Annotated in this window: 25 protein-coding genes and 1 pseudogene; 18 read left to right on the top strand and 8 right to left on the bottom strand. The window is 66.3% G+C overall.

From position 1 onward, the window contains the following. Positions 1-3 precede the first annotated feature (3 nt). Positions 4-831 (bottom strand): acyl-[acyl-carrier-protein] thioesterase, encoded by an 828-nt coding sequence (locus tag OH799_RS20845; RefSeq protein WP_406266661.1) that lies wholly within the window; start codon positions 829-831, stop codon positions 4-6. 350 nt (positions 832-1,181) lie between these two features. Here OH799_RS20845 and OH799_RS20840 point away from each other — a divergent pair, with 350 nt between their 5' ends. Both OH799_RS20840 and OH799_RS20835 read left to right on the top strand, forming a co-directional pair. Then, positions 1,182-2,156, top strand: a complete 975-nt coding sequence (locus OH799_RS20840; protein WP_406266658.1) for an NADPH:quinone oxidoreductase family protein — start codon at positions 1,182-1,184, stop codon at positions 2,154-2,156. Positions 2,157-2,188: 32 nt separating this feature from the next. After that, positions 2,189-3,301, top strand: a complete 1,113-nt coding sequence (locus OH799_RS20835; RefSeq protein ID WP_406266655.1) for a winged helix DNA-binding domain-containing protein — start codon at positions 2,189-2,191, stop codon at positions 3,299-3,301. Between the two features lie 36 nt (positions 3,302-3,337). Here OH799_RS20835 and OH799_RS20830 read toward each other — a convergent pair whose 3' ends face one another. Beyond that, positions 3,338-3,862 (bottom strand): Lrp/AsnC ligand binding domain-containing protein, encoded by a 525-nt coding sequence (locus OH799_RS20830; protein ID WP_357271456.1) that lies wholly within the window; start codon positions 3,860-3,862, stop codon positions 3,338-3,340. Between the two features lie 161 nt (positions 3,863-4,023). On the opposite strand from OH799_RS20830, the gene hppD reads away from it, so the two are divergent. The 8 genes from hppD (at position 4,024) to tuf (ending at position 11,396) form a co-directional block, all read left to right on the top strand. Further along, positions 4,024-5,226, top strand: a complete 1,203-nt coding sequence (gene hppD / locus OH799_RS20825) for a 4-hydroxyphenylpyruvate dioxygenase (protein WP_406266652.1) — start codon at positions 4,024-4,026, stop codon at positions 5,224-5,226. Between the two features lie 73 nt (positions 5,227-5,299). Further along, a complete protein-coding gene (locus OH799_RS20820; protein ID WP_406266649.1) occupies positions 5,300-5,506 on the top strand; it encodes a hypothetical protein in 207 nt (68 codons plus the stop codon). 56 nt (positions 5,507-5,562) lie between these two features. Further along, the gene (locus tag OH799_RS20815) at positions 5,563-6,090 is read left to right on the top strand and encodes a DUF3558 domain-containing protein (RefSeq protein WP_406266647.1); all 528 of its coding nucleotides are present in this window, start codon (positions 5,563-5,565) and stop codon (positions 6,088-6,090) included. Between the two features lie 10 nt (positions 6,091-6,100). Further along, positions 6,101-6,664 carry a DUF3558 domain-containing protein gene (locus tag OH799_RS20810; RefSeq protein ID WP_406266644.1) on the top strand — a complete coding sequence of 188 codons (564 nt, stop codon included), beginning with the start codon at positions 6,101-6,103 and terminating at the stop codon, positions 6,662-6,664. A gap of 341 nt (positions 6,665-7,005) precedes the next feature. Beyond that, a complete protein-coding gene (gene rpsL / locus OH799_RS20805; RefSeq protein ID WP_014353064.1) occupies positions 7,006-7,380 on the top strand; it encodes a 30S ribosomal protein S12 in 375 nt (124 codons plus the stop codon). A 1-nt stretch (position 7,381) separates the two neighbouring features. Further along, entirely contained in the window at positions 7,382-7,852 is a 471-nt protein-coding gene (gene rpsG, locus OH799_RS20800) for a 30S ribosomal protein S7 (protein WP_014988439.1), read from the top strand. Between the two features lie 137 nt (positions 7,853-7,989). After that, a complete protein-coding gene (fusA, locus tag OH799_RS20795; protein WP_406266640.1) occupies positions 7,990-10,092 on the top strand; it encodes an elongation factor G in 2,103 nt (700 codons plus the stop codon). Positions 10,093-10,205: 113 nt separating this feature from the next. Further along, positions 10,206-11,396, top strand: a complete 1,191-nt coding sequence (gene tuf / locus OH799_RS20790) for an elongation factor Tu (protein ID WP_406266637.1) — start codon at positions 10,206-10,208, stop codon at positions 11,394-11,396. Positions 11,397-11,542: 146 nt separating this feature from the next. Here tuf and OH799_RS20785 read toward each other — a convergent pair whose 3' ends face one another. After that, a complete protein-coding gene (locus OH799_RS20785; protein ID WP_406266634.1) occupies positions 11,543-12,199 on the bottom strand; it encodes a hypothetical protein in 657 nt (218 codons plus the stop codon). Positions 12,200-12,440: 241 nt separating this feature from the next. Here OH799_RS20785 and OH799_RS20780 point away from each other — a divergent pair, with 241 nt between their 5' ends. Then, positions 12,441-13,262 (top strand): alpha/beta fold hydrolase, encoded by an 822-nt coding sequence (locus OH799_RS20780; protein WP_406266631.1) that lies wholly within the window; start codon positions 12,441-12,443, stop codon positions 13,260-13,262. 179 nt (positions 13,263-13,441) lie between these two features. Here OH799_RS20780 and OH799_RS20775 read toward each other — a convergent pair whose 3' ends face one another. From OH799_RS20775 to OH799_RS20765, 3 genes are all read right to left on the bottom strand, one after another. After that, on the bottom strand, positions 13,442-14,398 hold the full coding sequence (locus OH799_RS20775) for a type IV toxin-antitoxin system AbiEi family antitoxin domain-containing protein (protein WP_406266628.1): 957 nt from the start codon (positions 14,396-14,398) through the stop codon (positions 13,442-13,444). A gap of 393 nt (positions 14,399-14,791) precedes the next feature. Further along, the gene (locus tag OH799_RS20770; RefSeq protein ID WP_406266626.1) at positions 14,792-15,421 is read right to left on the bottom strand and encodes a TetR/AcrR family transcriptional regulator; all 630 of its coding nucleotides are present in this window, start codon (positions 15,419-15,421) and stop codon (positions 14,792-14,794) included. Beyond that, entirely contained in the window at positions 15,421-15,777 is a 357-nt protein-coding gene (locus OH799_RS20765) for an SPW repeat protein (RefSeq protein ID WP_357271494.1), read from the bottom strand. Before OH799_RS20765 ends, OH799_RS20770 begins: the two co-directional genes overlap by 1 nt. Before the next feature lie 210 nt (positions 15,778-15,987). Between OH799_RS20765 and OH799_RS20760 the strand changes: the two genes are divergently transcribed. The 3 genes from OH799_RS20760 to OH799_RS20750 all read left to right on the top strand — a co-directional run bounded on the left by OH799_RS20760 (position 15,988) and on the right by OH799_RS20750 (position 18,852). Further along, complete coding sequence (locus tag OH799_RS20760; protein ID WP_406266623.1) at positions 15,988-17,184, top strand: NAD(P)/FAD-dependent oxidoreductase; 1,197 nt, start codon at positions 15,988-15,990, stop codon at positions 17,182-17,184. A 163-nt stretch (positions 17,185-17,347) separates the two neighbouring features. After that, complete coding sequence (locus tag OH799_RS20755) at positions 17,348-18,109, top strand: glutamate racemase (protein WP_406266620.1); 762 nt, start codon at positions 17,348-17,350, stop codon at positions 18,107-18,109. Between the two features lie 8 nt (positions 18,110-18,117). Beyond that, positions 18,118-18,852: a DNA alkylation repair protein gene (locus OH799_RS20750; RefSeq protein WP_406266617.1), complete on the top strand. Its 735-nt coding sequence runs from the start codon at positions 18,118-18,120 to the stop codon at positions 18,850-18,852. 124 nt (positions 18,853-18,976) lie between these two features. Here OH799_RS20750 and OH799_RS20745 read toward each other — a convergent pair whose 3' ends face one another. After that, positions 18,977-20,032, bottom strand: coding sequence for a 2Fe-2S iron-sulfur cluster-binding protein (locus OH799_RS20745; protein WP_406266614.1), 1,056 nt, complete (start codon positions 20,030-20,032; stop codon positions 18,977-18,979). Between the two features lie 61 nt (positions 20,033-20,093). Beyond that, positions 20,094-20,717 carry a mycofactocin system transcriptional regulator MftR2 gene (gene mftR2, locus OH799_RS20740; protein WP_357271509.1) on the bottom strand — a complete coding sequence of 208 codons (624 nt, stop codon included), beginning with the start codon at positions 20,715-20,717 and terminating at the stop codon, positions 20,094-20,096. A 334-nt stretch (positions 20,718-21,051) separates the two neighbouring features. On the opposite strand from mftR2, the gene mftA reads away from it, so the two are divergent. The 4 genes and pseudogenes from mftA to mftF all read left to right on the top strand — a co-directional run bounded on the left by mftA (position 21,052) and on the right by mftF (position 24,463). Beyond that, positions 21,052-21,150, top strand: a complete 99-nt coding sequence (gene mftA / locus OH799_RS20735; RefSeq protein WP_357271607.1) for a mycofactocin precursor MftA — start codon at positions 21,052-21,054, stop codon at positions 21,148-21,150. A gap of 17 nt (positions 21,151-21,167) precedes the next feature. Beyond that, positions 21,168-21,407: pseudogene (mftB, locus tag OH799_RS20730) on the top strand (mycofactocin biosynthesis chaperone MftB); the annotation flags it as partial. Between the two features lie 195 nt (positions 21,408-21,602). Then, complete coding sequence (gene mftC, locus OH799_RS20725; protein ID WP_406282305.1) at positions 21,603-22,832, top strand: mycofactocin radical SAM maturase; 1,230 nt, start codon at positions 21,603-21,605, stop codon at positions 22,830-22,832. 230 nt (positions 22,833-23,062) lie between these two features. Beyond that, positions 23,063-24,463 (top strand): mycofactocin biosynthesis glycosyltransferase MftF, encoded by a 1,401-nt coding sequence (gene mftF, locus OH799_RS20720; protein ID WP_406266609.1) that lies wholly within the window; start codon positions 23,063-23,065, stop codon positions 24,461-24,463. The last annotated feature ends 11 nt before the right edge of the window (positions 24,464-24,474 follow it).

Here is a 24,474-nt window from a genome sequence, read left to right as displayed (position 1 = left end):
GGATCATCCGAGATCCGACCGGCCCCCGAGGCGGGCAGCCTGAAGACTCGGAGAGGCGGCACCGGGCAGCGGCATGATGCGGACCACCGTGGTGGTCGTACTACCGACAACGAACCACAACCGCAGCACCGGCTGTCCTGACCGGTCGCTGGGCTCGTATCGGCTGCGTATGGTCACATGCTGGCGCGCGAGGACCGGGGCGACGTATTCGATCACCGCGCGGTGCGGGCCGGCGAGCAGCTTCGGGTAGTCGACCAGGAACTGTTCCACCGCCTGCCAGTAACAGGCATTGTTGACGTGGTTGTACTGATCGATATCCGTGGCGCGCACCGGGAACGGCATGTCGGTGTCCGATTCCGGCGGCGTGGCGTCTGCCAGGTACGGCCGCCAGCGCAGCCGATGCTCGTCGGTCGTGCGGCCCAGGTAGGCGAGGCCCTCGTCGCTGATCCGGGCGGGCATCCCGGTCGACTCGCTGATGTTGATCCAGAAGCCCTCGGTCTCGATCAAGCCACCGTTTCCACTGGTGATCCGCACGCGCATATTGGTCCACCTGGTGGACAACGCCGAGCACCAGCGCAATAGCCGCACCTCGTCCGGCCAGAGGATCGGTCGGATGGCGTCGATGACCGTCCGTCGGACGATCCAATTCGGGTCGGTCCGGTGAAAGAACGTTGTCTGCAGATTTTCCCAGGCAATATCCTGCAGATAGCGGGCGACGGCATCGAACCGCAACCGGTCGTAAGGATCCACATCGCCAGCCCGGACTGGCCACGCCGAAGTAAAGCCCATGCCCTCCTGGGGAAGCGGGGCGAGTGGCTGATCGAGTGACACTGGTGCTCCTCGCGCTGCACGGTGTGCTGCGTTTCTTCATGCGGTGCTGTTGTGACACGACTTTACGGGGCGTACGTCACACCCTCGCGTCGAGCCGCCTGTACTCCCGCATAATCCGCCAAAAAATGCTTGGACCAGGCGGGATGGTGTGGACGGCCGAGGTGGGCCGGGTCGAGAAGCTTCGATCAGTAGCCCTGGGATCCGTCCGCCGGATTCCAGACGTCGTCGTGGCCGGGCGTCTTATAGGGCGTGCGGCATCCCAGATGGACACTGGTTCGCGGCGGCCGGTTAGGTTGGTTCCGGCGGCGTCGGCGAGGACACCCGCCGTCGCGAGACAGAGAGGTCAGCACATGCGCGCAGCCCAGGTCAGCAAGCTGGAAGGACCTGAAGCGATCCAGGTCGTGGACATCCCGGAGCCCGCGTCCTACCGGGGGGGTGTCGTGATCGACGTGCACGCGGCAGGTGTCGCGTTCCCGGACGTGCTGATGACGCGTGGCCTGTACCAGATGAAGCCCGAGCTGCCGTTCGTCGTCGGCGGCGAGGTTGCGGGCATCGTGCGCGAGGCGCCGGAGGACGCGCACGTCGAGGCCGGTGACCGGGTGGTCGCACTGACCTTGCTCGGCAACGCCCTGGCTGAAGTGGCCGTCGCGCCCGCACAGATGGTGTTCCGACTGCCGGACAACGTCTCGCTGGAGGCGGGCGCCGGCATCCTGTTCAACGATCTGACCGTGCACTTCTGCCTGCGTAACCGCGGCAGGCTGGCCGAGGGCGAGACCGTGCTCGTGCACGGCGCCGCGGGCGGCATCGGCACCTCGACGCTGCGGATGGCGACCGCGCTCGGCGCGGGCCGGGTGATCGCGGTGGTGAGCACGGAGGCGAAGGCCGAGGTGGCCCGCGCCAACGGCGCCAGCGACGTCGTGCTCGCCGACGGCTGGCTCGCGGCGGTGCAGGAATTGACCGGCGGCCGCGGCGTGGACATCGTGCTCGACCCGGTCGGCGGTGACCGCTTCACCGACAGTGTTCGTTCGCTCGCCTCGGCGGGCCGGTTGCTGGTGGTCGGCTTCACCGCCGGCGAGATCCCCACCGTCAAGGTGAACCGGCTGCTGCTGAAGAACGTCGAGGTGGTCGGCGCAGCGTGGGGCGAATGGGTGATGTCGCACCCGGGGTATCTGGCTGAGCAGTGGGCCGAGGTGGAGCCTTTGCTCGCCTCCGGTGAAATCGCGCCGCCGGAGCCGGCGCTGTACCCGCTGGACAAGGCCGCCGAGGCGGTCGCCTCGCTGGACAACCGCACCGCCACCGGCAAGGTTGTTGTCACGCTGCGCTGACGCGCACGGACCTGCCGTCTCTGGAGTGCGCTATGAAGCTGTCCACCCGGGTGCTGAATCGCACCCTGCTCGCCCGCCAGCACTTGCTGGAGCGCTCCTCGCGCTCCGTGCACGAGATGTGTGACCATCTCGTCGGGCTGCAGGCGCAGGATTCGCTGCCGCCGTTCGTTGGATTATGGAGCCGGATCGCGGATTTCGATCCGACGACGGTGTCGGACGCGCTGCAGGACCGCTCGCTGGTCCGCATCACCCTGATGCGCGGCACGATTCACCTGGTCACCCCGCCCGACGCGCTACGCATCGCGCCGCACGTGCAACCAGAACTGGAGAAGGTGCCGTTCCGCAAGGGATTCAACTACGGCGCGATGGTCGGACTCGACCCGGAGGAGGTGCGCGGGCACGGCGAGGCGGTTCTCGGCGACGAGCCGATGTCCGCTGCGGAGCTGCGCGCCCGCGCTACCGAACTCTATCCGGACCGCAACGCCGGCGCGGTGGTGCAGACCTGGCTCTATCAGCTATCGGTGCTGCAGACCCCACCGCGGGGCACGTGGAAAGACAACAGCAGGCCGATCTGGTCCCGGGTCGAGCCGTGGCTCGCCGCTCCGCTCGACCCGAGCTACCCGCTGGCGGAGTTGCTCGTCCGATATCTGCGCGCCTTCGGCCCGGCCTGCACCATGGACATGCAGACCTGGTCGAAACTGCTCGGCATGAAGCGGGCGATCGACGAACTCGGCGACCGCGTGCGCACCTACACCGACGAGCGCGGACGGACTCTCTACGACGTCGCCGACGGCGAGCTCGCCGAACCCGACATGCCCGCTCCCGTGCGCCTACTCGGCTGGTACGACAATGCCCTTCTCTCCCATCGGGATCGGGCCAGGATCGTGCCGGATGGTGCGGCCCCTCCGCTGCGCGCCTTCGCGGCGCAAGTGTCTCCGGTGCTGGTCGACGGGTTCCTCGCGGGTCTGTACAAAGTCTTCGTCACCGCCGAGACCGCTCGGCTCCGGATCAGCCCGACCCGGACGTGGACCAAGACGGAAAGCGCCGACGTGGCGGCCGAAGCGCACGCCCTGCTCGCCTTTCTGGAGGCAGGCAGGCGGGCCAGCGTGGAAATCCTCGACGTGGACGCCGACCTGCGTCCCTGAGCGTGGAAAGCACCTCGATCGAAACGGTTGCCGCGGCTACGGTTCGTGGGTCGAGCGGTATGCGGGCGCCTTGGTGGTAGCGGCCGGACTCACCGTGCGCAGCAGCGGCAGCGAGCGGCGTGCCACCACCGTCGACAGCACGATGACGCTGTGCGAGCGCACCACCGACGAGGTCCGGTCGATGCTCAGCAACGCGGCCTGCAGTCCAGCGTGCGAGTCGGCGCCGATCCGGCAGAGCACGTCGCCGGAGCCGGTGGTCGCGTAGGCCTCCAGCACGCCGGGGATGGCGTCGAGTTCGGCCGCGACGGTGTCGAGCGCGCCCTGCGCGATCTCCAACGTGACGAACGCCTGCACGTCGAACCCGGCCGCGGTGACGTCGATTTGCGGGTCGTAAGAGGCGATCACGCCGGACTCCTCCATACGCCCGATCCGGGATTGCACCGTGGCCCTGGCGACCCGGGTGCGGCGGGACAGCTCGAGAATGCCCGCTTTCTGGTGCTCGTGCATCGCAGTGAGGATGGCGAGATCGAGTTCGTCGATTTTCGCGGGCGTGCGCGACATGACGGCCTCCGTTCGGGGCATGGACCAGGCTTGCTGTCTGTCTTGCAAATGCTATTCAGATTGTCCAGCATTCCACGTGATTTCCTAGTCGAATTCGCCACACTGTCTATCGATAATTGGTGCTGTTGCCTACCGTGCCGACCCGGCGATTTCCTTGGAGCATGACCATCGATCACCTGTCCGATGCCCGGCGCGGCACCGCCCCCAGCGACGGCGAGCTGCCTACGCTCGTCGGGCTGGTCGACCACGACGACAGCGGCGACCCCTTCCCCGTGGTCGGCTGGGACGCGCTGGTCTGGGTGGTCGGCAACGCCACACAGACCGCGCACTTTCTGGAATCCGCTTTCGGGATGCGGCTGGAGGCATACTCCGGTCCCGAGACCGGAAACCGTGACCACAAAGCGTTCGTCTTACGCAGTGGCTCAGCGCGTTTCGTGATTACCGGGGCAGTCGACCCGAGCAGTACGCTGGTCACCCATCACGATCGGCACGGGGACGGTGTTGTCGACATCGCGCTAGAGGTGTCCGACGTGGATCGCTGTATGGCATGGGCCCGCACGCAAGGCGCCACCATCCTGGTCGAACCACACGACGACACCGACGACTTCGGCACTGTCCGCTCGGCCGCGTTGGCCACTTACGGCGAGACCCGGCACACGCTGGTCGACCGTTCCCGTTACCACGGCCCCTATCTGCCCGGCTATGTAAATCGGCGCTCGAACTATCAGCGGCGGGCGGGCTCGCCCATTCGACTGTTCCAGGCGATCGACCACGTCGTGGGCAATGTGGAACTCGGGCAGATGGACCAGTGGGTCGAGTTCTACCGCCGCGTCATGGGTTTCACCAACATGGCCGAGTTCGTCGGCGACGACATCGCCACCGAGTATTCGGCGCTGATGAGCAAGGTGGTCGCCAATGGAAACCACCGGGTGAAGTTCCCGCTCAACGAACCCGCCGCCGGCAAGAAGCGCTCGCAGATCGATGAATACCTCGAGTTCTACCGCGGCCCCGGTGTGCAGCACATCGCGCTCGCCACCGGCGACATCCTCGCCTGCGTCGACGCGCTGCGCCGCGAGGGCGTCGAATTCCTCGACACGCCCGCCGCCTACTACGAGGACCCCGAACTGCGCGCCCGCATCGGCCGGGTCCGCGTGCCGGTCGAGGAATTACAGGGCCGCGGCATCCTGGTAGATCGCGACGAGGACGGCTATCTCCTGCAGATCTTCACCAGACCGCTCACCGACCGTCCCACCGTCTTCTTCGAGCTCATCGAGCGGCACGGCTCCCTCGGCTTCGGCAAGGGCAATTTCAAGGCGCTGTTCCAGGCGATCGAACGCGAACAGGATGCCCGCGGCAATTTGTGATCGGTTGTCGCACTGTGTATTTAGCAGTACTCTCCTGGTCGGATCATTCGCCGGACACGGGGGGAGGGTCGCGGTGGCCGGGAAAACCGCCGCGGTGGCTTCGATCGTCATCGCGCTCTGCGGTGGCGCGGGTCCGACCGCGCGGGCGGTGCCGCCCTCCAGCTATCACCCGAATCTGGACGCGTGCCTGACGGCGATGTCGAACTTCAAGACCGGGCGGGCGGAGTGCGTCTATATCGCGCCCATAGACACTTATGTGCTGCGCGTCCAGGGCGGATAACCTTTGCCGCTCGCGCGATCCGGACCCGAATGCCACGCCGTGGGTAGAGTGCAGCTATGCGGATAGGGGCGTTGGTCGGCTGCGCGGCGGTGCTGGCGTTGATGCTGACGGCGTGCGGTTCGGGAGGCGACACGGACGACACCCAGACCTCGCTGCGGCCGCCGCCGAAGGTGGCCACGCTCGGCCCGTTCGTCGGCGAATGCGGGCACGTGACCGACGACGAGGTGCGCGATATCGCGGGTCTCGGCCAGATCTCCCAGGTGCTGAAGAACTCGGTGGGCTGCAACTGGCAGTCCGCGGGGACCGGTTCGTCCAGCGTCACCTTCGCCTCCTACCGGGGCAGCCCGATCGAGCGAGAGAAGGCATGGGTCTCCACTCAGGGCCGCAATCCGCAGACGATCGAAGTCGGAGGCCGTACCGGTTTTCAGGCGCTCGAGCCGAGCGGGCAGGTTTGCGACCTTGCGGTGCGGCTCGACGACGACTTCTTCGAATGGTCGATGTCCTTCGGCCTGTTCGGCGCCAACGGCAATCCGTGCGACCGCATGCACAAGCTGGCGGAACTGACCGTGCAACGGCTGGGGTAGGGGAGGACCGATGACACTTCGGCGCGGCTGCACCCGCGGAATATTCGCCGCGGTCGCCCTGTTGGCCCTCGTGTTCGGCGCCGCGGGGTGCGGCCGAACGGTCGGTGGGTCCGCCTACCCGGCCGGATCCGGTACCGGGGACACCGTCAACACCAATTTCGACAAGCTGCTGCGTGAATGCGAGGTCGTCACCAGCGAGGACATCGCCAAGGCGGTGGGTACGGACTCCTTCGTTCAGCCGTCCTTCTACGGCGCGGTCTGCATGTGGGACCTGCAGGGCGCGCCCGGCGGCAACGCCATGGTGACGCTCAATTGGTACGAGATCGGTGCGCTGAACAACGAGAAGGCCAACAACGACAAGCTCGGCTACATCACCAACAACATCACCGTCGAGGGCAGGCGTGCGCTGGAGACGCGCCGTCCCAACGATCCGGACTCCTGCGGCGTCAGCGCGGGTGCGGCGGATCAAGGCGTCATCGGCTTCTGGGTCAACTACCGTCCGGGCTCCAGTCATCCCGACCCGTGCGGGGCAGCGAAGAAGCTGGTCGAGTTGACCTTGAATTTGGCGCGGTAGCGGGGTCCATACCACCCGCTTTGACCCTGTGTCCCGGCCACGGGTATCGTGGACCGCTGTGCCCGGAAGCATGCGGGCAGGTTCGTGCGTGATCGTAGGCCAGCGAAAGCGGCTGACTATTCCAGCGTGCCCGGATTTCGGGCCTTGCGCCGCGTGCGACACGCCCGACCTCGGGACGCGAGAAACGTGGCCGGACGTGCGAGTGAAAGCTCGATGACAGCGACGTGAACGACGGGCCCGGAGGCGAAAGCTTGCGTGACCACGAAGGGTCCCGGGAACGTCGCCAACTGAACAGACATGAAGTTCCAGACACCGCGTTAACTAATAAGGAAAGCCGGTCTATGCCAACCATCAACCAGCTGGTCCGCAAGGGTCGCCGCGACAAGGTCGCCAAGACGAAGACTGCGGCCCTGAAGGGGAGCCCGCAGCGTCGTGGCGTGTGCACCCGTGTGTACACCACGACCCCGAAGAAGCCGAACTCCGCGCTGCGCAAGGTCGCGCGTGTTCGCCTGACCAGCGCGGTCGAGGTCACGGCCTACATCCCGGGTGAGGGCCACAACCTGCAGGAGCACTCGATGGTGCTCGTGCGCGGCGGTCGTGTGAAGGACCTCCCTGGTGTCCGATACAAGATCATCCGTGGCTCGCTCGACACGCAGGGTGTGAAGAACCGCAAGCAGGCCCGCAGCCGTTACGGCGCCAAGAAGGAGAAGAGCTGATATGCCACGCAAGGGCCCCGCACCCAAGCGTCCGCTGATCAACGACCCGGTCTACGGTTCGCCGCTGGTTACTCAGCTGGTCAACAAGATCCTGCTGGATGGCAAGAAGTCCACTGCCGAGCGCATCGTCTACGGCGCGCTGGAGCAGGCGCGCGACAAGACCGGCACCGACCCGGTCGTCACGTTGAAGCGCGCGCTGGACAATGTCAAGCCGTCGCTGGAGGTGAAGCCCCGCCGCGTCGGTGGCGCCACCTACCAGGTTCCGGTCGAGGTCCGTCCGGGCCGCGCCAACACCCTGGCCCTGCGCTGGCTGGTCAACTTCTCGCGTGCGCGGCGGGAGAAGACGATGGTCGAGCGTCTGGCCAACGAACTGCTCGACGCCAGCAACGGCCTCGGTGCCTCCGTCAAGCGTCGTGAGGACACCCACAAGATGGCCGAGTCCAACCGGGCCTTCGCGCACTACCGCTGGTGACGTCTGCCCGGCCCGTCGTCTGGGTCGGGAGGCACAGCCGGAACGCGGCACTTACCTGCCGCGTCCGGCGTTGACATAGAGACGACCACAGGGTCGTCCCCGATAATCCCAACTAGCTACGAGCGGGGAAGATTTCCGTGGCACAGGACGTGCTCACCGACCTGAACAAGGTCCGCAACATCGGCATCATGGCCCACATCGATGCGGGCAAGACGACCACAACTGAACGCATCCTCTTCTACACCGGTATCACCTACAAGATCGGTGAGGTCCACGACGGCGCTGCCACGATGGACTGGATGGAGCAGGAGCAGGAGCGTGGTATCACCATCACCTCCGCGGCTACCACATGCTTCTGGAACGACAACCAGATCAACATCATCGACACCCCCGGGCACGTCGACTTCACCGTCGAGGTGGAGCGGTCGCTGCGCGTGCTCGACGGCGCCGTTGCGGTGTTCGACGGCAAAGAGGGCGTCGAGCCGCAGTCCGAGCAGGTGTGGCGTCAGGCCGATAAGTACGACGTGCCGCGAATCTGCTTCGTCAACAAGATGGACAAGCTCGGTGCGGATTTCTACTTCACCGTGCAGACCATCAAAGACCGCCTCGGCGCCAAGCCGCTGGTCCTCCAGCTGCCGATCGGTGCGGAGGACACCTTCGAGGGCATCATCGACCTGGTCGAGAACAACGCCAAGGTCTGGCGGGGTGAGACCAAGCTCGGCGAGCAGTACGAGGTCGTCGAGATCCCCGAGGACCTGAAGGAGAAGGCCGAGCAGTACCGCCAGGAACTGCTGGAGACCGTCGCTGAATCCGACGAGGCGCTGCTGGAGAAGTTCTTCGGCGGCGAGGAGCTCTCGGTCGAGGAGATCAAGGGCGCTATCCGCAAGCTGACGGTCACCTCGGAGCTGTACCCGGTGCTGTGCGGCTCGGCGTTCAAGAACAAGGGCGTGCAGCCCATGCTCGACGCGGTCATCGACTACCTGCCCTCGCCGCTGGACGTGGAGGCCACCACCGGCCACGTGCCCGGCAAGGAAGAGGAGCTGCTGACCCGGAAGCCGAGCGCCGACGAGCCGTTCGCGGCGCTGGCGTTCAAGATCGCCGTGCACCCGTTCTTCGGCAAGCTGACCTACGTCCGCGTGTACTCCGGCAAGGTCGACTCCGGCGCCCAGGTCATCAACTCGACCAAGGGCAAGAAGGAGCGTCTGGGCAAGCTGTTCCAGATGCACTCCAACAAGGAGAACCCGGTCGGCGCTGCCTCGGCGGGGCACATCTACGCGGTCATCGGCCTCAAGGACACCACCACCGGTGACACCCTGTGCGATCCGCAGAACCAGATCGTGCTCGAGTCCATGACCTTCCCGGACCCGGTCATCGAGGTCTCCATCGAGCCGAAGACCAAGTCCGACCAGGAGAAGTTGGGCACCGCGATCCAGCGTCTCTCGGAAGAGGACCCGACCTTCTCGGTGAAACTGGACCAGGAGACCGGTCAGACCGTCATCGGCGGTATGGGCGAGCTCCACCTCGACATCCTGGTCGACCGCATGAAGCGCGAGTTCAAGGTCGAGGCGAACGTCGGCAAGCCGCAGGTGGCCTACCGCGAGACGATCACCAAGGCGGTCGAGAAGCTCGAGTACACCCACAAGAAGCAGACGGGTGGCTCCGGCCAGTTCGCGAAGGTCATCATCGCTGTCGAGCCGTTCGTCGGCGAGGATGGCGCGCACTACGAGTTCGAGAACAAGGTCACCGGTGGCCGCGTGCCGAAGGAGTACATCCCTTCGGTGGACGCTGGTGCGCAGGACGCCATGCAGTACGGTGTGCTCGCGGGATACCCCCTGGTGAACCTGAAGGTCCGGCTGCTCGACGGCGCGTACCACGACGTGGACTCGTCGGAAATGGCGTTCAAGATCGCCGGCGCGCAGGCGCTCAAGGAAGCGGCTCGCAAGGCCGGTCCGGTGATCCTCGAGCCGCTGATGGCGGTCGAGGTCACCACGCCCGAAGACTACATGGGCGATGTGATCGGCGACCTGAACTCCCGCCGTGGTCAGATCCAGGCCATGGAGGAACGCAGTGGTGCCCGTGTCGTCAAGGCGCTGGTTCCGCTCTCGGAGATGTTCGGTTACATCGGTGACCTGCGGTCGAAGACCCAGGGCCGGGCGAACTACTCCATGGTGTTCGACTCGTACGCGGAGGTTCCGGCCAACGTGTCGAAGGAGATCATCGCCAAGGCGACCGGCGAGTAACACCGTTCGGGGCAAGTGGGACACTTGCCCCGACAGCCGGGCGTCAGCACGACCCCATTCAATAACCGCACTGCTGCAACTGCACGCACCAACAAGTCCAGGAGGACAAAGAAGTGGCGAAGGCGAAGTTCGAGCGGACGAAGCCGCACGTCAACATCGGCACCATCGGTCACGTCGACCACGGCAAGACCACGCTGACCGCAGCGATCACCAAGGTGCTGTCTGACAAGTACCCGGATCTGAACGAGAGCTTCGCGTTCGATCAGATCGACAAGGCGCCGGAGGAGAAGGCTCGTGGTATCACGATCAACATCTCCCACGTCGAATACCAGACGGAGAAGCGCCACTACGCGCACGTCGACGCGCCGGGTCACGCCGACTACATCAAGAACATGATCACCGGTGCGGCGCAGATGGATGGCGCCATCCTCGTGGTCGCCGCGACCGACGGCCCGATGCCGCAGACCCGTGAGCACGTGCTGCTCGCCCGTCAGGTCGGCGTGCCCTACATCCTGGTCGCGCTGAACAAGGCCGACATGGTCGACGACGAGGAGATCCTCGAGCTCGTCGAGATGGAGGTCCGCGAGCTGCTGGGTTCGCAGGAGTTCGACGAGGACGCGCCGGTCGTGCGGGTCTCCGGTCTGAAGGCGCTCGAGGGCGACCCGAAGTGGACCGAGTCGGTTCTCGAGCTGATGGCCGCGGTCGACGAGTCCATCCCGGACCCGGTGCGAGAGACCGACAAGCCGTTCCTGATGCCGGTCGAGGACGTGTTCACGATCACGGGTCGTGGCACCGTCGTCACCGGTCGTGTCGAGCGTGGCGTGATCAACGTGAACGAGGAAGTCGAGATCGTCGGCATCCGTACGGAGAAGACCAAGACCACGGTCACCGGCATCGAGATGTTCCGCAAGCTGCTCGACCAGGGCCAGGCCGGCGACAACGTCGGTCTGCTGGTTCGCGGTATCAAGCGCGAGGATGTGGAGCGCGGCCAGGTCGTCGTGAAGCCGGGCACCACCACTCCGCACACGGAGTTCGAGGGCCAGGCGTACATCCTGTCGAAGGACGAGGGCGGCCGCCACACTCCGTTCTTCAACAACTACCGTCCGCAGTTCTACTTCCGTACGACTGACGTGACGGGCGTTGTGACCCTGCCCGAGGGCACCGAGATGGTTATGCCCGGTGACAACACCGAGATGGTCGTCAAGCTGATCCAGCCGGTCGCCATGGACGAGGGTCTGCGCTTCGCGATCCGCGAGGGTGGTCGCACCGTCGGCGCCGGTCGTGTCACGAAGATCATCAAGTGATTCGCTGAATCGCTGAACTGAACGGCGTCGCTCCGAATGGAGCGGCGCCGTTCGCTATTCCGGAGCGGCTTCGGCGTCCGGGAGTTCGGCGGATGAGATCGCTTCCTGTGATAACTGTGTGGACAACAGTGCCTGGTGTGGTCGGCTCAGCAGGCGTAGGCGCGGCCGACGGAGGATTCGCGTTGCGACTCGGGGACTTCTCGCAGGCAGCCGACCGGGACGATGCCTTCGTCGCTGATCTGCACTCCGGTGCGCTCGGTGGGGTTCACGCAGGTGAGGCCGGTAGTCGCGAGGCGGCAGGTAAAGTTCCCGAAGGTCAAGGTGCTGTCGTACGGCAGCGTCTGCCCTTTGCCATTGATGAAAAGCCCCGGGTCGCCGCGGAATTGGCCGACTGTCAACCGCTGCCCGGAGTAGGAGACAAAGCCGCCGAACCAGTTCCCATAGCCTTCGCTCGGCTGGGGCATCGGTGCCTTCAGCTCGACTTCGCAGTCGAATCCCTCGATGCCGTAGGCGACTCCGGTGATACAGCTGATCTTGCCGGTCGGGCTGACGAACGCGATGTCGGTCTTCAGGTCGGTAGCCGGTCCGTTTTCGATCCTGGCCGAATGAAAGCCTCCCAGATCGATCGGTGTCCCCTGCTGAACCCACGAGATCCGATCCTGCAAACTACTCTCCCGGCTGGGCGCCGCCGACGAAGCGTTCGTCTGCGACGAACCACCCGCCGAACTCTGTGGTTTCCCTGCCGTGGTCTGGGAGCAGGCGCTCAGCACCAGGGCAATGGCTACTAGTGCCGCAATCCGCATGCGGCAACAGTAGCCGCTGCGTCCCACTCTTTTCCGGCCCTGGCGACCAGACCAACCCGTCACCTTGTCAGGTATATCTGTGTCCGGTTAGGCGCGAACGTGCGATGCACAAACCGACCACGCAAAGGGCCATCGATGGCTGCCGCGGTTGCGGCTCCATGACCTGGGAGGTCATCGCGGAGGGAGGGTGAGCTCCGTTAGCGTCAAGGCGACAGATGACGACCGGCGACTTGGAGGGATCATGAGTAAGACCGCCCTGGCTGCTGAACTCGCGGTCGAGGAAGGGGGGCTGGAGCACGGCATGCCGTATCTGGCGATGGGCTCCGGTCGTCCTCTGGTATTCCTGCGGTGGTTCAGTCCGGACCACACGAATCCGCAAGGCTGGATGCGTGATTCCGAGATCAAGCTGTTCGAACCGCTCGCGCGGCACTTCCGCATCTATGCGGTGAGCCGTCCACCCGGGATGGCCGAGGGCATCACCATGGGAGAGATCGCCGCTGAGCACGCGGACGCCCTGCGCACCGAGTTCGGTGAGCCGGTCGACGTTCTCGGCGTCTCGTCGGGTGGTTCTGTCGCACTGCAACTCGCCGCCGATCATCCCGAGGTCGTGCGCCGCCTCGTCATCGCGTCGTCAGGATACCGGCTGGATCCGGTCGTCAAGGAAGGCCAGATGCGCTACGCCGAGGCGGTACTGCACGGTCGCCGGGCGATGCACCACCTGGCGCCGGGCATCTCCGCCTCGCCGGTGGTCGCCCGTCTCGCGGCCGCCGCCCTGTGGCTTTTCGATCCCGTGACCCGTCCGAAGAATCCCGCCGACACGCACGCTTTTCTCCGCGCCGAAGACGGTTTCGATCTGACCGATCGCCTCTCCGAGATCCAAGCACCTACCCTCGTCGTCGGCGGCGAGCGAGACGCCGCATACAGCACCGCCAACTTCCGGCACACCGCCGACGGAATCCCGAACTCGCACTTGATCATCTACCCTGGCGCCAGCCACATGGGCACGGTCAAAGACTCCCGCTTCGCCAAAGACGTCACCCACTTCCTCACCCAGCCCAATTAGTCCAACCTCGAACCCGGGTATGCGAATTATCCACGTTTCATACGGACGCGGGTACGTCACATCCCATCGGACTTCGCACCTCCATCTCGCTCTTCGAGATGCCGCACGCCTGTCGGTTCGGCATTGCCGCGTACGTTAATTCCATACTTAGGCCGCCGGCCACGTGGTCGGGAGGCCGGTCAATGTTTGGGTGTGGCGGTCCAGTAGCCGCGCCGTTGGGACCCGCCGGCTATCCGTGCTGCCGTATGGATACGGTCGGCAAGGAGAGCCGGGGCGTCGAGATCGTCCCAAGCCCAGCGGATCACCATCCATCCGAGGGCGCGGAGTCGGTCTTCGCAGTTCTTCTCGCCGACCACCCTCTGTTCCGGGGCGTGTGGGTCGCGTTGCGCGCTCTGGTATTCGATCTTTCCGTCGAAATCTGCGACCACGCCGAGGTCGGGGAACAGGAAGTCGAAACGGCCGACACAGATATCGTCATCGGAGAAGACACGTGCTTGCAGTTCGGGGGCGGGGAGTCCGCATCGGTGCAGCACGATCCTGCTGAGCGATTCACCAATGCTCTCGCTGCGTCCGTCCAGGAACTCGACGACCTGCGCGGCCTTGCGGCAGCCGGGGCGGTGCCGTGCCTGTCGCACGTGCACCCGTAGCTCGGCGATGGTCGTCAACCCCTGGCGCAGCGCCGAATCGCCGAGTGCGACGGACTGCTCGAAGCCTTCCGAGCGGGCGATATCAATGATCGTCCGCGCAGGGGTGGTCACCCGGATGCCGTTGACGAGGGTGATCTCGTCGGGCTCCAACCGTGCCGAGTGCACGACGACGCGCCGGCCCATGCGGCCGCCGTTGATGCGATCCCTGGTCAGATGTACACGGTCGAGCGGAATATCCCAGGTCGACATCCCGTGCAGCACCGCTGCGGAACAGTGGCTGGTGATCGCGGAATCACACGTCGTCTCCGCGGTTGCGAGCGCCATGAGCAGGTGCCGACCAGTCACGCTGACGTCGCATCCTGGTGAGTTCAGGTAGTGCCCGGCCCGCAGCCGCTGCCACCTTCCGGTTCGGCAGAGACGACGAAGGTCCTTATCGGACAGTCCGGACGCGAGCGCCTGCCGCCGCGAGATCAGTTGCGGTGCTTCCATACGCCGATCGTGCTCCACTGCCGGTCACGAAACACTCACCTCAGCATCGAATGTGGACAACACGCCCGCTGTGGATAACTTCGGTGCGCACGTTCAGGCGGTGAACCCTGCCGCAGGCTTCGAACCGCCTGCTCGACAGCATCCACGGTGCGGGCCGAGTCGACTGCCGATCGTATCGACCTGACCCGACGGTCGTGATGGGTAGCCGCGTCTCGGGCGTTCGTCGACAGCCGTCGAATCCGGTGTGACACCAGCGCCCGCATCCGACATGGCACAGCGCCTTGTCGTTCCCGATGGTTTACCGCGGCCACCGGCTTACCGGGCGCGCGCCAGCGGCCACGACGTCGAGATCGGATCGGATCCCGGCCCGCGCGTGTACGAGGATGCGCGAAGTCAGCCGAGCTGTGTCATTCCCGCGGCGACTACCTGGGCGACATTGAGCACCTCGTCCCCGGTGGGGAGGGGGATGCCGTCGAGTGCGTGCAACCGGTCCGTGCTGGCGATGGCGAACATTGCCGAGACCCACGCGGCAGCGCACGCGCGGAGTGTGCCGGGGCGGACCGGACTCGGCGTGCTCGCCTGGAGCACCTTGGCGGTCACGTCCAGCATTTGATCGCGCAGGTGGCGGAGCTGGCGGCGCACGTCCGGGTGGGTGTCGGCTTCGCGCCACAGGATCACCCGAAGCACCGACGAATGGTGGTCGCGCAGGTTCAGGGCGGCGTCGAGATTGACCAGGCTCGCCGCTGGATCGCCAGGTGCCACCACGGTACCGATGTCATCGATCGGGCGCGGGGGTATCCGCTCGGCCATCAGCGCGGTGAGTATCGAGTCCTTGGTCGGAAAGTAGTAGAAGACCAGTCCTTTGGGGACGCCTGCCGCGGCGGCGACGGCCGCCGTCGCGGTGGCGTCGAATCCCTGTGCCGCGAAGAGTTTTTCAGCGGCATCCAGGATGAGCTGCCGGGCGTCGCCGTCGACTTTCGCGCTACGGCGACGCCCGGCGCGCCGGGGTTTCGGCGTCTGCATCAGTGATGCGGAACCATGCCGTGCAGGCGCCCCGACACGGTCGGCAGTGCCGCTACCGCGACCACCGCCGTCACTACTCCGACTATCCATGCGGTCCAGGATGCGCCGCGGTACTCCGTGAAGTCCATGACCCAGGGGGATAGGAACAACAGCACGCCGAACAGGCCCATCGCGTAGTCCGCTGCCGCCATGGCGGGTCGGGACATCTGCGCGAGGCCGGTGAGTGCGATGAGTACGCCGAGCACGATCAGCGACCACATGGCCTTGTCGGTCGTCTCTACCCAGATGGGTGACAGTGCGGCGAAGATCCCGAGCACGACAGCCAGTAAATCTTGCGCGCGGCTCTCGGTGAACATGTGTGCCTCCTCGGGCTATGAGTATGTCCTCTTCTCGGTATAGCCCTGATTGACCGCCCGATCAATATCTAGAGCGAAACGATTGTGCCGCTATTGCCTCGACGGATCGGACGTGACGGACGTCACCGCGGGAGGAAACAAGCAGACGTTAGGGTGGGCTTCGCATGTCGACCAGAACCGGTTGTCCGGTTTCAGCGAAGGGATGGCCGCATGACTGCGCCGATCGTGATCGTCGGGGCCGGCCTCGCGGGCTTACGCACCGCGGAGGAACTGCGCCGCGCCGGCTACGACGGCGAGCTGGTCCTCGTCGGCGAGGAGTCACGCCTGCCGTACGACCGTCCGCCGCTGTCCAAGCAGTTCGTGCGCGGCGAAACCGATGACACCACACTGCGGCCGCGTGCGTTCTTCGCCGAGAAAAAGATCGACCTGCGGCTGAACACCGAGGCCGTCGGCGTCGACACCGAAGCGAGTCGGGTCCGCTTGGCCGACGACAGCACGCTGGCCTACGGCCGGCTGATCATCGCCACCGGCCTACGCCCGCGCCGTTTGCCGGGCCTGCCCGACTTGACGGGCGTCCACGTACTGCGCGGTCATGCCCACGCCGCCGCGCTGCGCGCCGAATTGGCGGATGCCGCGACGGCGCTCGTGGTGGGTGCGGGGTTTATCGGCTGCGAGCTCGCGGCGAGTTTCCGTGCCCGTGGTGTCGCCGTCGTGCTGGTCGAGCCGCAGCCGACGCCGCTGGCCTCCGTGCTCGGTGTGGAGGTGGGTGCCCTTGTCGCCACGATGCACCGCGACGAAGGCGTCGACCTGCGTTGCGGCACCGGCCTCGACACACTCCTCGCCGATGATGCGGGCCGGGTGCGCGGCGCGAAGCTTCCCGACGGCACGGAAATCGCCGCCGACCTGGTCGTGATCGGGGTCGGCTCCCGGCCGGCGACCGAATGGCTGACCGATTCCGGCATCGCGCTGGCCGAACCGTCGACGGGCGGCGGGGTTCTCGCCGACGAGGTCGGGCGCACCTCCGCCGAAGGCGTCTGGGCGGTCGGCGATGTGGCGGCCTGGCTGAACGGGACGGGACTGCGCGAGCGGGTGGAGCACTGGACCAACGCGGGCGAACAGGCCAAGCTGCTGGCCTGTGCGCTGCTCGGGGCCGAGCCGCCGACCGCCGCCCGGGTCCCGTACTTCTGGAGCGACCAGTACGACGTCAAGATCCAGGCCCTCGGCACCCCGAACGCCACCGACGACGTCCAGATCGTCTCCGCCGACGGACGCAAGTTCCTCGCCTACTACTCCCGGGGTGGCAACCTGACCGGCGTGGTCGGCGCGGGCATGACCGCCCAGGTCATGAGGGCCCGCGCGAAGATCGCCGCTGCTGCGCCGGTGACTGACCTGCTCACACCCAGCTGAGAAGGCACCCGAGCCGCGCCGGGACCGAAGTCGACGCCGACAGTTCGCATACCTCCTCACCGGCGCAGCGGGCGGCACAAGGAGCCAACCCCGCGCTCGAGGACGATGAGGATTGCCGGAGGCGCGGGCGTGGCTCGACGCGCCGCTGTAATACGGTGGTCGAGTGATCGTCGCGCTCATCGACTCGGGTCTCGGGTTGCTGCCTACCTCCGCTTGGTTGCGCAAGTTGCGGCCGGATGTGGATCTGCTGCTGCAGTTGGACTCGGAGGGTGCGCCGTGGGGGCCGAAGCCGGAGAACTGGGTGGTCGAACGGGTGGTGGACGCCGCGCGGACTTCGGTTCGGTCGGGTGCGGACGTGATAGTTCTGCCGTGCAACACCGCCAGCGTCACGGCGCTGGAGCATGTTCGCGTGGAGGTCGGTCCCGGTGTGCCGGTGATCGGCACCGTTCCCGCGATCAAGCCCGCGGCGGCCGTGTGCCGCTCGGTAGCGGTGTGGGCCACCGCGGCGACCACGGCAAGCCGGTATCAGGCCGATTTGATCGCGAAATTCGGTGGCGACGCGAACGTGGTCGGCGTCGCCTGCCATGGTCTGGCGGACGCGATCGATCGCGGTGACCTGATGGCTGCCGGCGCCGCGATCACCAGCGCCGCCGAGCGGACGCCGCGGGACGTGCAGGGCGTGGTGCTCGGCTGTACGCACTACCCGTTGGTGATCGATTCGATCATGGCCGCGCTGCCTGATGGCGTCCGTCTCTTCGACAGCGCACAAGCCGTTGCCGCACAGACCACCCGGCGCATGGATTCCCTCGGTCGCCCGAGTATTGGCAACGGCGAGGTCCGGGTGCTCGACAGTGGTAGGCCCGGTGAACTGCCTGCTAGTGCGGCCGCGTTCGAGTCGGGCCGCATCTTGGGCGCGCAGGAGTGAACACTGGCGTGGCGCGACCGTCCGCCGTGGAGGTCCAGGAAGCGCTGCGGGCGATCGCGGACCCGGCCGATGCGATTCATCTGCGGCGGTTTTTCAAGACCGGCCCCGGTGAGTACGGTGAGGGCGACGTATTCATCGGAGTCCGAGTGCCCGCGACCAGGGGCGTTGCGAAACGTTTCGCGGCGCTTCCGCTCGACGAGATCGATCGGTTGCTCGACAGCACTGTGCACGAGGACCGGTTCGCCGGCCTGGTCATCCTCAACGCCAGGTTCGCCGCGGTGTCCAAGCCGCGCACCTTCGACGACGCGGCCCGCGCGACCGTGGTCGAGCTGTACCTGGCGGCGGTGCGTCGTGGCAGGGTGAACAATTGGGATCTGGTCGACGTGTCGGCGGAGAATATCGTCGGCCCGTGGCTGCTCGATAAACCGCGCGAGCTGCTTTTCCAACTGGCGCAGGTGGATTCGGTGTGGGAGCGGCGGGTGGCCCTGCTGTCCAGCTTCGCGTTCATCAAGGCAGGCGACGCCTCGACCACGTTCGCGCTCTGTGCAGGGCTGCTCGACGACCGGCGCGATCTGATCCAGAAAGCGCTGGGCTGGATGCTGCGCGAAGTCGGCAAACGTATCGATCGATCGCTGCTGATCAGCTTCCTCGACCAGCACGCCGCGGTCATGGGTCGCACCGCATTGAGCTACGCGACCGAACATCTGGAGCCAGCCGTTCGCGCCCGCTATCGCGCGCACTAGCCGTTCTGGCGATCGAGGAATCCGCACCGCCGACACGTCGAACCTTTGAGCTTCTTGCCGCGCAGGCGATTCGGCTGCTACCGGCGGCGATGAGAATGTGTTTCCGGCACCGATCGGTGCCCGATCAGAACTGAATCTTCAGGTGATCGGTCACCGGATGCGCCTGGCATCCGAGGATGTAGCCGTTCTCGATATCCTCCGGATCGAGGATCTCGGCGTTGTCCATATCGACTTTGCCCTCCAGCACCGTGCACGCACAGGAGCCGCATTCCCCTTCCTGGCAGGAGTAGGGCACGTCCAATCCCTTGGCCAGCATGATGTCCACCAGAGTCTGCTTGCGCGGCCATGTCAGCTCGTGCACCTCGCCGTCGAGTTCGACCTCGACGGTCGCTGCGTCGGCTGCCTCTTCGTCGGACACCTCGGCCGGTGCCTGGTCGGCGAACGGGTCTCCGGCGAGGGAATTGAAGACCTCGGCGTGCGTGCGTGCACGAGGCACGCCCAGCTGCGCGAGTGCGTCGTGCACCCGGTCCATGAACGGCTTCGGCCCGCACAGGAACGCGTCATAGCCCCGGTAGGGCGCGACCAGGGTGGCCAGCGCGTCGGCCGTCGGCAACCCCTGCAGGTATTCCAGCCAGTGGACCACCGTGAGTCGCTGCGGATGCTTCTCCATGAGATCGCGCAGCTCGCCCGCGAAGATCACCGACTCGTGGTCACGGTTGGCGTACACCAGCACGATGCGGCCGGTGCCGCGCGCGAGCGCCGACTTCAGGATGGACATCACAGGTGTGATACCGCTGCCCGCGCCGAACAGCAGCAGGTCTTCGTCCAGGTCCTTGGGGGTGAAGACGCCCGACGGTGGCAGCACTTCGAGCTGGTCGCCCGCTTTCACGTTGTCGCACACCCAGTTCGACCCGTAGCCGCCCTCGGTCCGCTTGATGGTGACCTTCGGCCGATCGTCGGTGTAAGGCGAGCTGGCTAGGGAGTAGCACCGGGCAACCGAGCCGGTTCGGGCGCTGGGAATCCGCAGTGTGAGGAACTGGCCGGGCTGGTAGCGGAACTTTTCGGCCAGTTCGTCGGGGACGTCGAAGACCAGCGAGCAGGTGTCGGCCGTCTCGGTGATGACGGTGGATACTCGCAGCACGACCGAGCGCGAGCCGTGTGGAACCTCGACAGTGGTCATGTCGTCCTCTCGAACCTGACACGGGCGCCGCGGCGCGCGAAAACTAGAACGTGTTTCAGTTTCATCGTACGTCGGTCGTCGCCTGCCTCACAAGCTGGGCCTCGAGACCGGCGATCAACACCTCCATGCCGAAGTCGTACGAATACCGTCCGCGCAGGTCCGCGATATGCCGGGTGGCTCGCTCGACAACGGAGGGCAGCGTCACGTCGACGGGTGCGGACCGATCGCGCGGATTCACCCGGCTGCGGCCGAACAGATAGGTGTGAATGGTCGCGTAGCCGGCGAGCACGTTGCGGTCGTCGAAGCCCGCGTCGGCCAGGATGTCCATTACCGCGGCGATCAGGTCCAGCTGTTTGCCGAGCATCTGTTCGATCAAGATGTCGCCGAGCCCGGGGTGCTTGCGGAGTTTCTCGTCGATCTGGTCGACGAGGTCACGCAGCCGGTGCTGCCACGGTCCGGACTGTGGCGGTGGTGTGCGAACCCCGGTCAGCGCCGCGGTCGCGACGAGGTCGAGCAGCTCCCGCTTATCGGCGACGTAGTAGTACGGCGCCATGGGGGAGACGCCGAGTTCACGCGAGAGCCGCCGCATGGAGAGCTTCTCCACGCCGTCCGCGCGGACCACCCGCAGTGCCGCCTCGACGATCTCGGACTCCGACAGTGTGTTGCCGCCTCCGTTCGCCTGCATTCGTCCGACTCCCATGTCACCTCTACCGCTGTGGGCGCGCGTCGCCCGCCACGTGCTGTTCACCCGATTTCCATCCCGAAGTCTAGAGTGCCGCGCCGCTGGCCCGTCAGCGCGCGTTCGACCCGGGCCGTGGATGGAATCGCCCGGTCGCCCCCGATGGCCGGCGCGATACAGCCGGTCGTCATCCCACTGAGTGATACCTGTTCCATTTTGTCAGCTGATGACGTTATCGTGGGGTCGCGGCTGCATCGGGTAGCCGGGCACACGGATCGTCCTCTCGGAGGTAGACATGCCGGAATACGGATCCATCGGAAACGCCGACAACATCGGACGGGTGGAGACAGCGGCCGCGCGGTCGTCCGACGAGACGCCCCTGGTGGAGGAGAGCCTCATCGAAGAGGTATCCATCGATGGTATGTGCGGCGTCTACTAGACGGGCGGTACACGACGATGCTCGATCTCGATACCCGCTGGCAACTGCATCCGCGAGTGGCGCTGCGCCCGGAACCGTTCGGTGCGCTGCTCTACCACTTCGGCACGCGCAAGCTCTCGTTCCTGAAGAATCCGCGGATCGTCGAGATCGTGCGGTCGCTGCCGGAGCACGCCTCGGCCCGCACCGCCATCCGTGCGGCGGGCGTGCCGGACGACGGTGTCCTGTCGTACGTGAAAGCACTGACACAGCTGGTCGATTCGGAGATGATCATCGGTGTGCCCGCCGGCGCACCGGCGGCGCCTGCCGCCGTGAGCGAGCGCCAGCGAGCGAGCCAAGAACACAGCGCGCCACTCGCGCACGACGGAGTCGAGCGCCAGCGAGGCGTAGTCGTGAGCGAGCGCCGGCGAGCGAACCGAGGACACAGCGCTGCTTCGGCAGCCTCGGAGGCAGCAGTGGTCCCACCGCCGGACGGTGCCGTACGCCTGGTGGACCGCTTCGAATCCGGTCTGGCCGCACCGATCTGCCTCACCTGGGAACTCACCTACGCCTGCAATCTGTCCTGCGTGCACTGTTTGTCTTCCTCAGGACGCAGGGACCCGCGTGAGCTGAGCACGGAGCAGTGCAAGGCGCTGATCGACGAGTTCGAGCGGATGCAGGTGTTCTACGTGAACATCGGCGGCGGCGAACCCACGGTGCGCCCGGATTTCTGGGAGCTGGTAGACTACGCGACCGCGCACCACGTGGGAGTGAAGTTCTCCACCAACGGCGTGCGGATCACGCCCGAGGTCGCGGCCCGCCTCGCGGCCAGTGATTATGTCGACGTGCAGGTCTCGCTCGACGGCGCCGACGCCGCGGTCAACGATGCCGTGCGCGGGCCAGGCTCCTACGACATGGCCATCCGCGCGCTGGAAAACCTTGCGGTGGCGGGCTTCCGGGACGCGAAGCTGTCGGTCGTGGCGACCAGGCACAACATCGGCCAGCTCGACGAGTTCCGCGCCATCGCCGAAAGATACGGCGCCACGCTGCGTTTGACCAGGCTGCGGCCGTCAGGACGTGGTGCGGACGTGTGGGACGAACTGCATCCCACCCCCGAACAGCAGCGCATGCTCTACGACTGGCTCTTGCGCAACGGTGCGGGTGTGCTCACCGGCGACTCGTTCTTCCACCTGTCCGCGTTCGGGCAGGCGCTGCCGGGCCTGAACATGTGCGGCGCCGGACGGGTGGTCTGCCTGGTCGACCCGGTCGGTGACGTCTACGCCTGCCCATTCGCCATTCACGATCGGTTCCACGCCGGCAACGTGGTGGCGGACGGCGGTTTCGGTGCGGTGTGGCGGTCGTCGGAGCTTTTCGCCGAGTTGCGGGAGCCCAGCGGCGCCGGCGCGTGTGCGTCGTGCAGCCACTACGACGCGTGCCGTGGTGGCTGCATGGCGGCGAAGTTCTTCACTGGGCTCCCCGCTGACGGGCCGGATCCCGAATGCGTGCAGGGTTACGGCGAGGCGGCGCTGGCCGACACCGGCCGGATGATCCCGCGCTCGTCGGTCGACCACTCCCGCGGAACAAGACCGCGTGCCGGTGCGCGCGGGACCGGCCCGATCCCGCTGACGCTGAGCGCGACGCGCCCGGCCGGATTTTCGCCTGAGCGCCGACCTGCCCGAGCTTGTGACGAGAGTCCGCTGGCGTGATTCCGTGTGGGTAGCCAGAAGTTTGCTATTTGTGCGGCAAGGGCGTTCGTCCGGTTGCGACCGGGCGATTGCCCGTTCGTTGCCGGATGCTCGAACAAGATCACAAGCGGGGTCCCTGCGCTGGTTATGGCGAGTGCTGCGCCCTGCGGTGGGATCGATTCGGCCGGAAATCCTTTCTTTTTTCCGGACTGTTGATGCTCTCGCGCGAAACTCCGCCTAGCATGCCAGGAATGCGCCATGATCGCCTGCCCGATGGATTCGGGGTGCGGATCGATCCTCGGGTACGCGCATACTCCGGTGGGCGGGTCCTGATCGGCGGTTCGCCTGCTCGGTTGCTGCGGCTTGCCCCGGAGGCCGCCGAGATGATCGGCGACGGGTACCTCGAGGTGAACGGCCCGAAGTCCGCCATTGTTGCCAGACGGCTGCTCGACTCCGGGGTGGCCAATCCCCGTCCCCGGCTGCTGCCCTCGCCGGACGATGTCACCATTATCGTGCCGCTACACAACAACAGCGAGGGGCTGGTCAGGCTGCTGGCCGCGCTACGCGGGCACAACGTCATCGTGGTCGACGACGGTTCAGACCAGCCGGTCCGTATTCCATCCAACCGCGGCGCCCGCTGCCGGGTGACGGTGCTGCGGCACGACCGCAAGCATGGCCCCGCCGCCGCGCGCAACGCCGGGTTGCGCGCGGCGACAACCGACTTCGTCGCTTTTCTGGACTCCGACGTGGTGCCGCGCAGTGGCTGGCTCGAGGTGATGCTCGGCCACTTCAGCGACCCCGAGGTGACGCTGGTCGCCCCGCGGATCGTCGCGCTGGACCCGGAGTCCAACGCGCTTGCGCGCTATGAGCACACCCGTTCCTCACTTGACCTCGGCAGGCGGGAGGCTGCCGTGCAGTCGCGCGGGCTGGTGTCCTACGTGCCTAGCGCGGCGCTGCTGGTGCGCCGCAGGGCGCTGCTGGCCCAGGGCGGCTTCGACGAGTCGATGCACGTCGCCGAAGACGTCGACCTGTGCTGGCGGCTGGAGCGGGCGGGCTGCCGACTGCGCTACGAACCCGCCGCGCACGTGGCGCATGATCACCGGGTCTCCTTTCGCGCCTGGTTCGGTCGAAAGATGTTCTATGGCACCGGCGCCGCACCGCTGGGTGAGCGGCACGCGGGAATGGTCTCGCCGCTGTCGGTGCCGTCCTGGACGGTGCTCGCCGCGCTCCTGTTCGCCACGCTGACGAAGTGGGGACTGTTCGGCGGGATCATCACCCTGATCACCGCACTGGCTCGACTACGCCGTGTCTTCACCGAGTTGGACAACCCGACCCGGATCGCAGCGATCTATTTGTCCCGCGGCTTTTTCGCCGGGCTCTGGCGGCTTGCCTCGGCCATGTGCCGCCACTACTGGCCGGTCACGCTGCTCGCCATGCTCATGTCGCGGCGGATTCGCCGTATCGCGCTGACCATGGCGGTCGCGGACGGCCTCGCCGACTGGTTCACCCATCGCGACGCCGGTGGCCTCGACCCCGTGCGGTACGTCGCCTACAAGCGGCTCGACGACATCGCCTACGGCGCCGGACTGTGGCTCGGCGCCTTCCGTGCGCGCAGCATAGAAGCGCTGAAGCCCACGACGCCACCACGGTGATCGAGTCGGAC

Origin of the sequence: Nocardia sp. NBC_00881 (assembly GCF_045207455.1) — a bacterium.
In the GTDB taxonomy this organism is placed as follows: domain Bacteria; phylum Actinomycetota; class Actinomycetes; order Mycobacteriales; family Mycobacteriaceae; genus Nocardia.
This window is presented reverse-complemented; position numbering and strand designations above follow the sequence as displayed.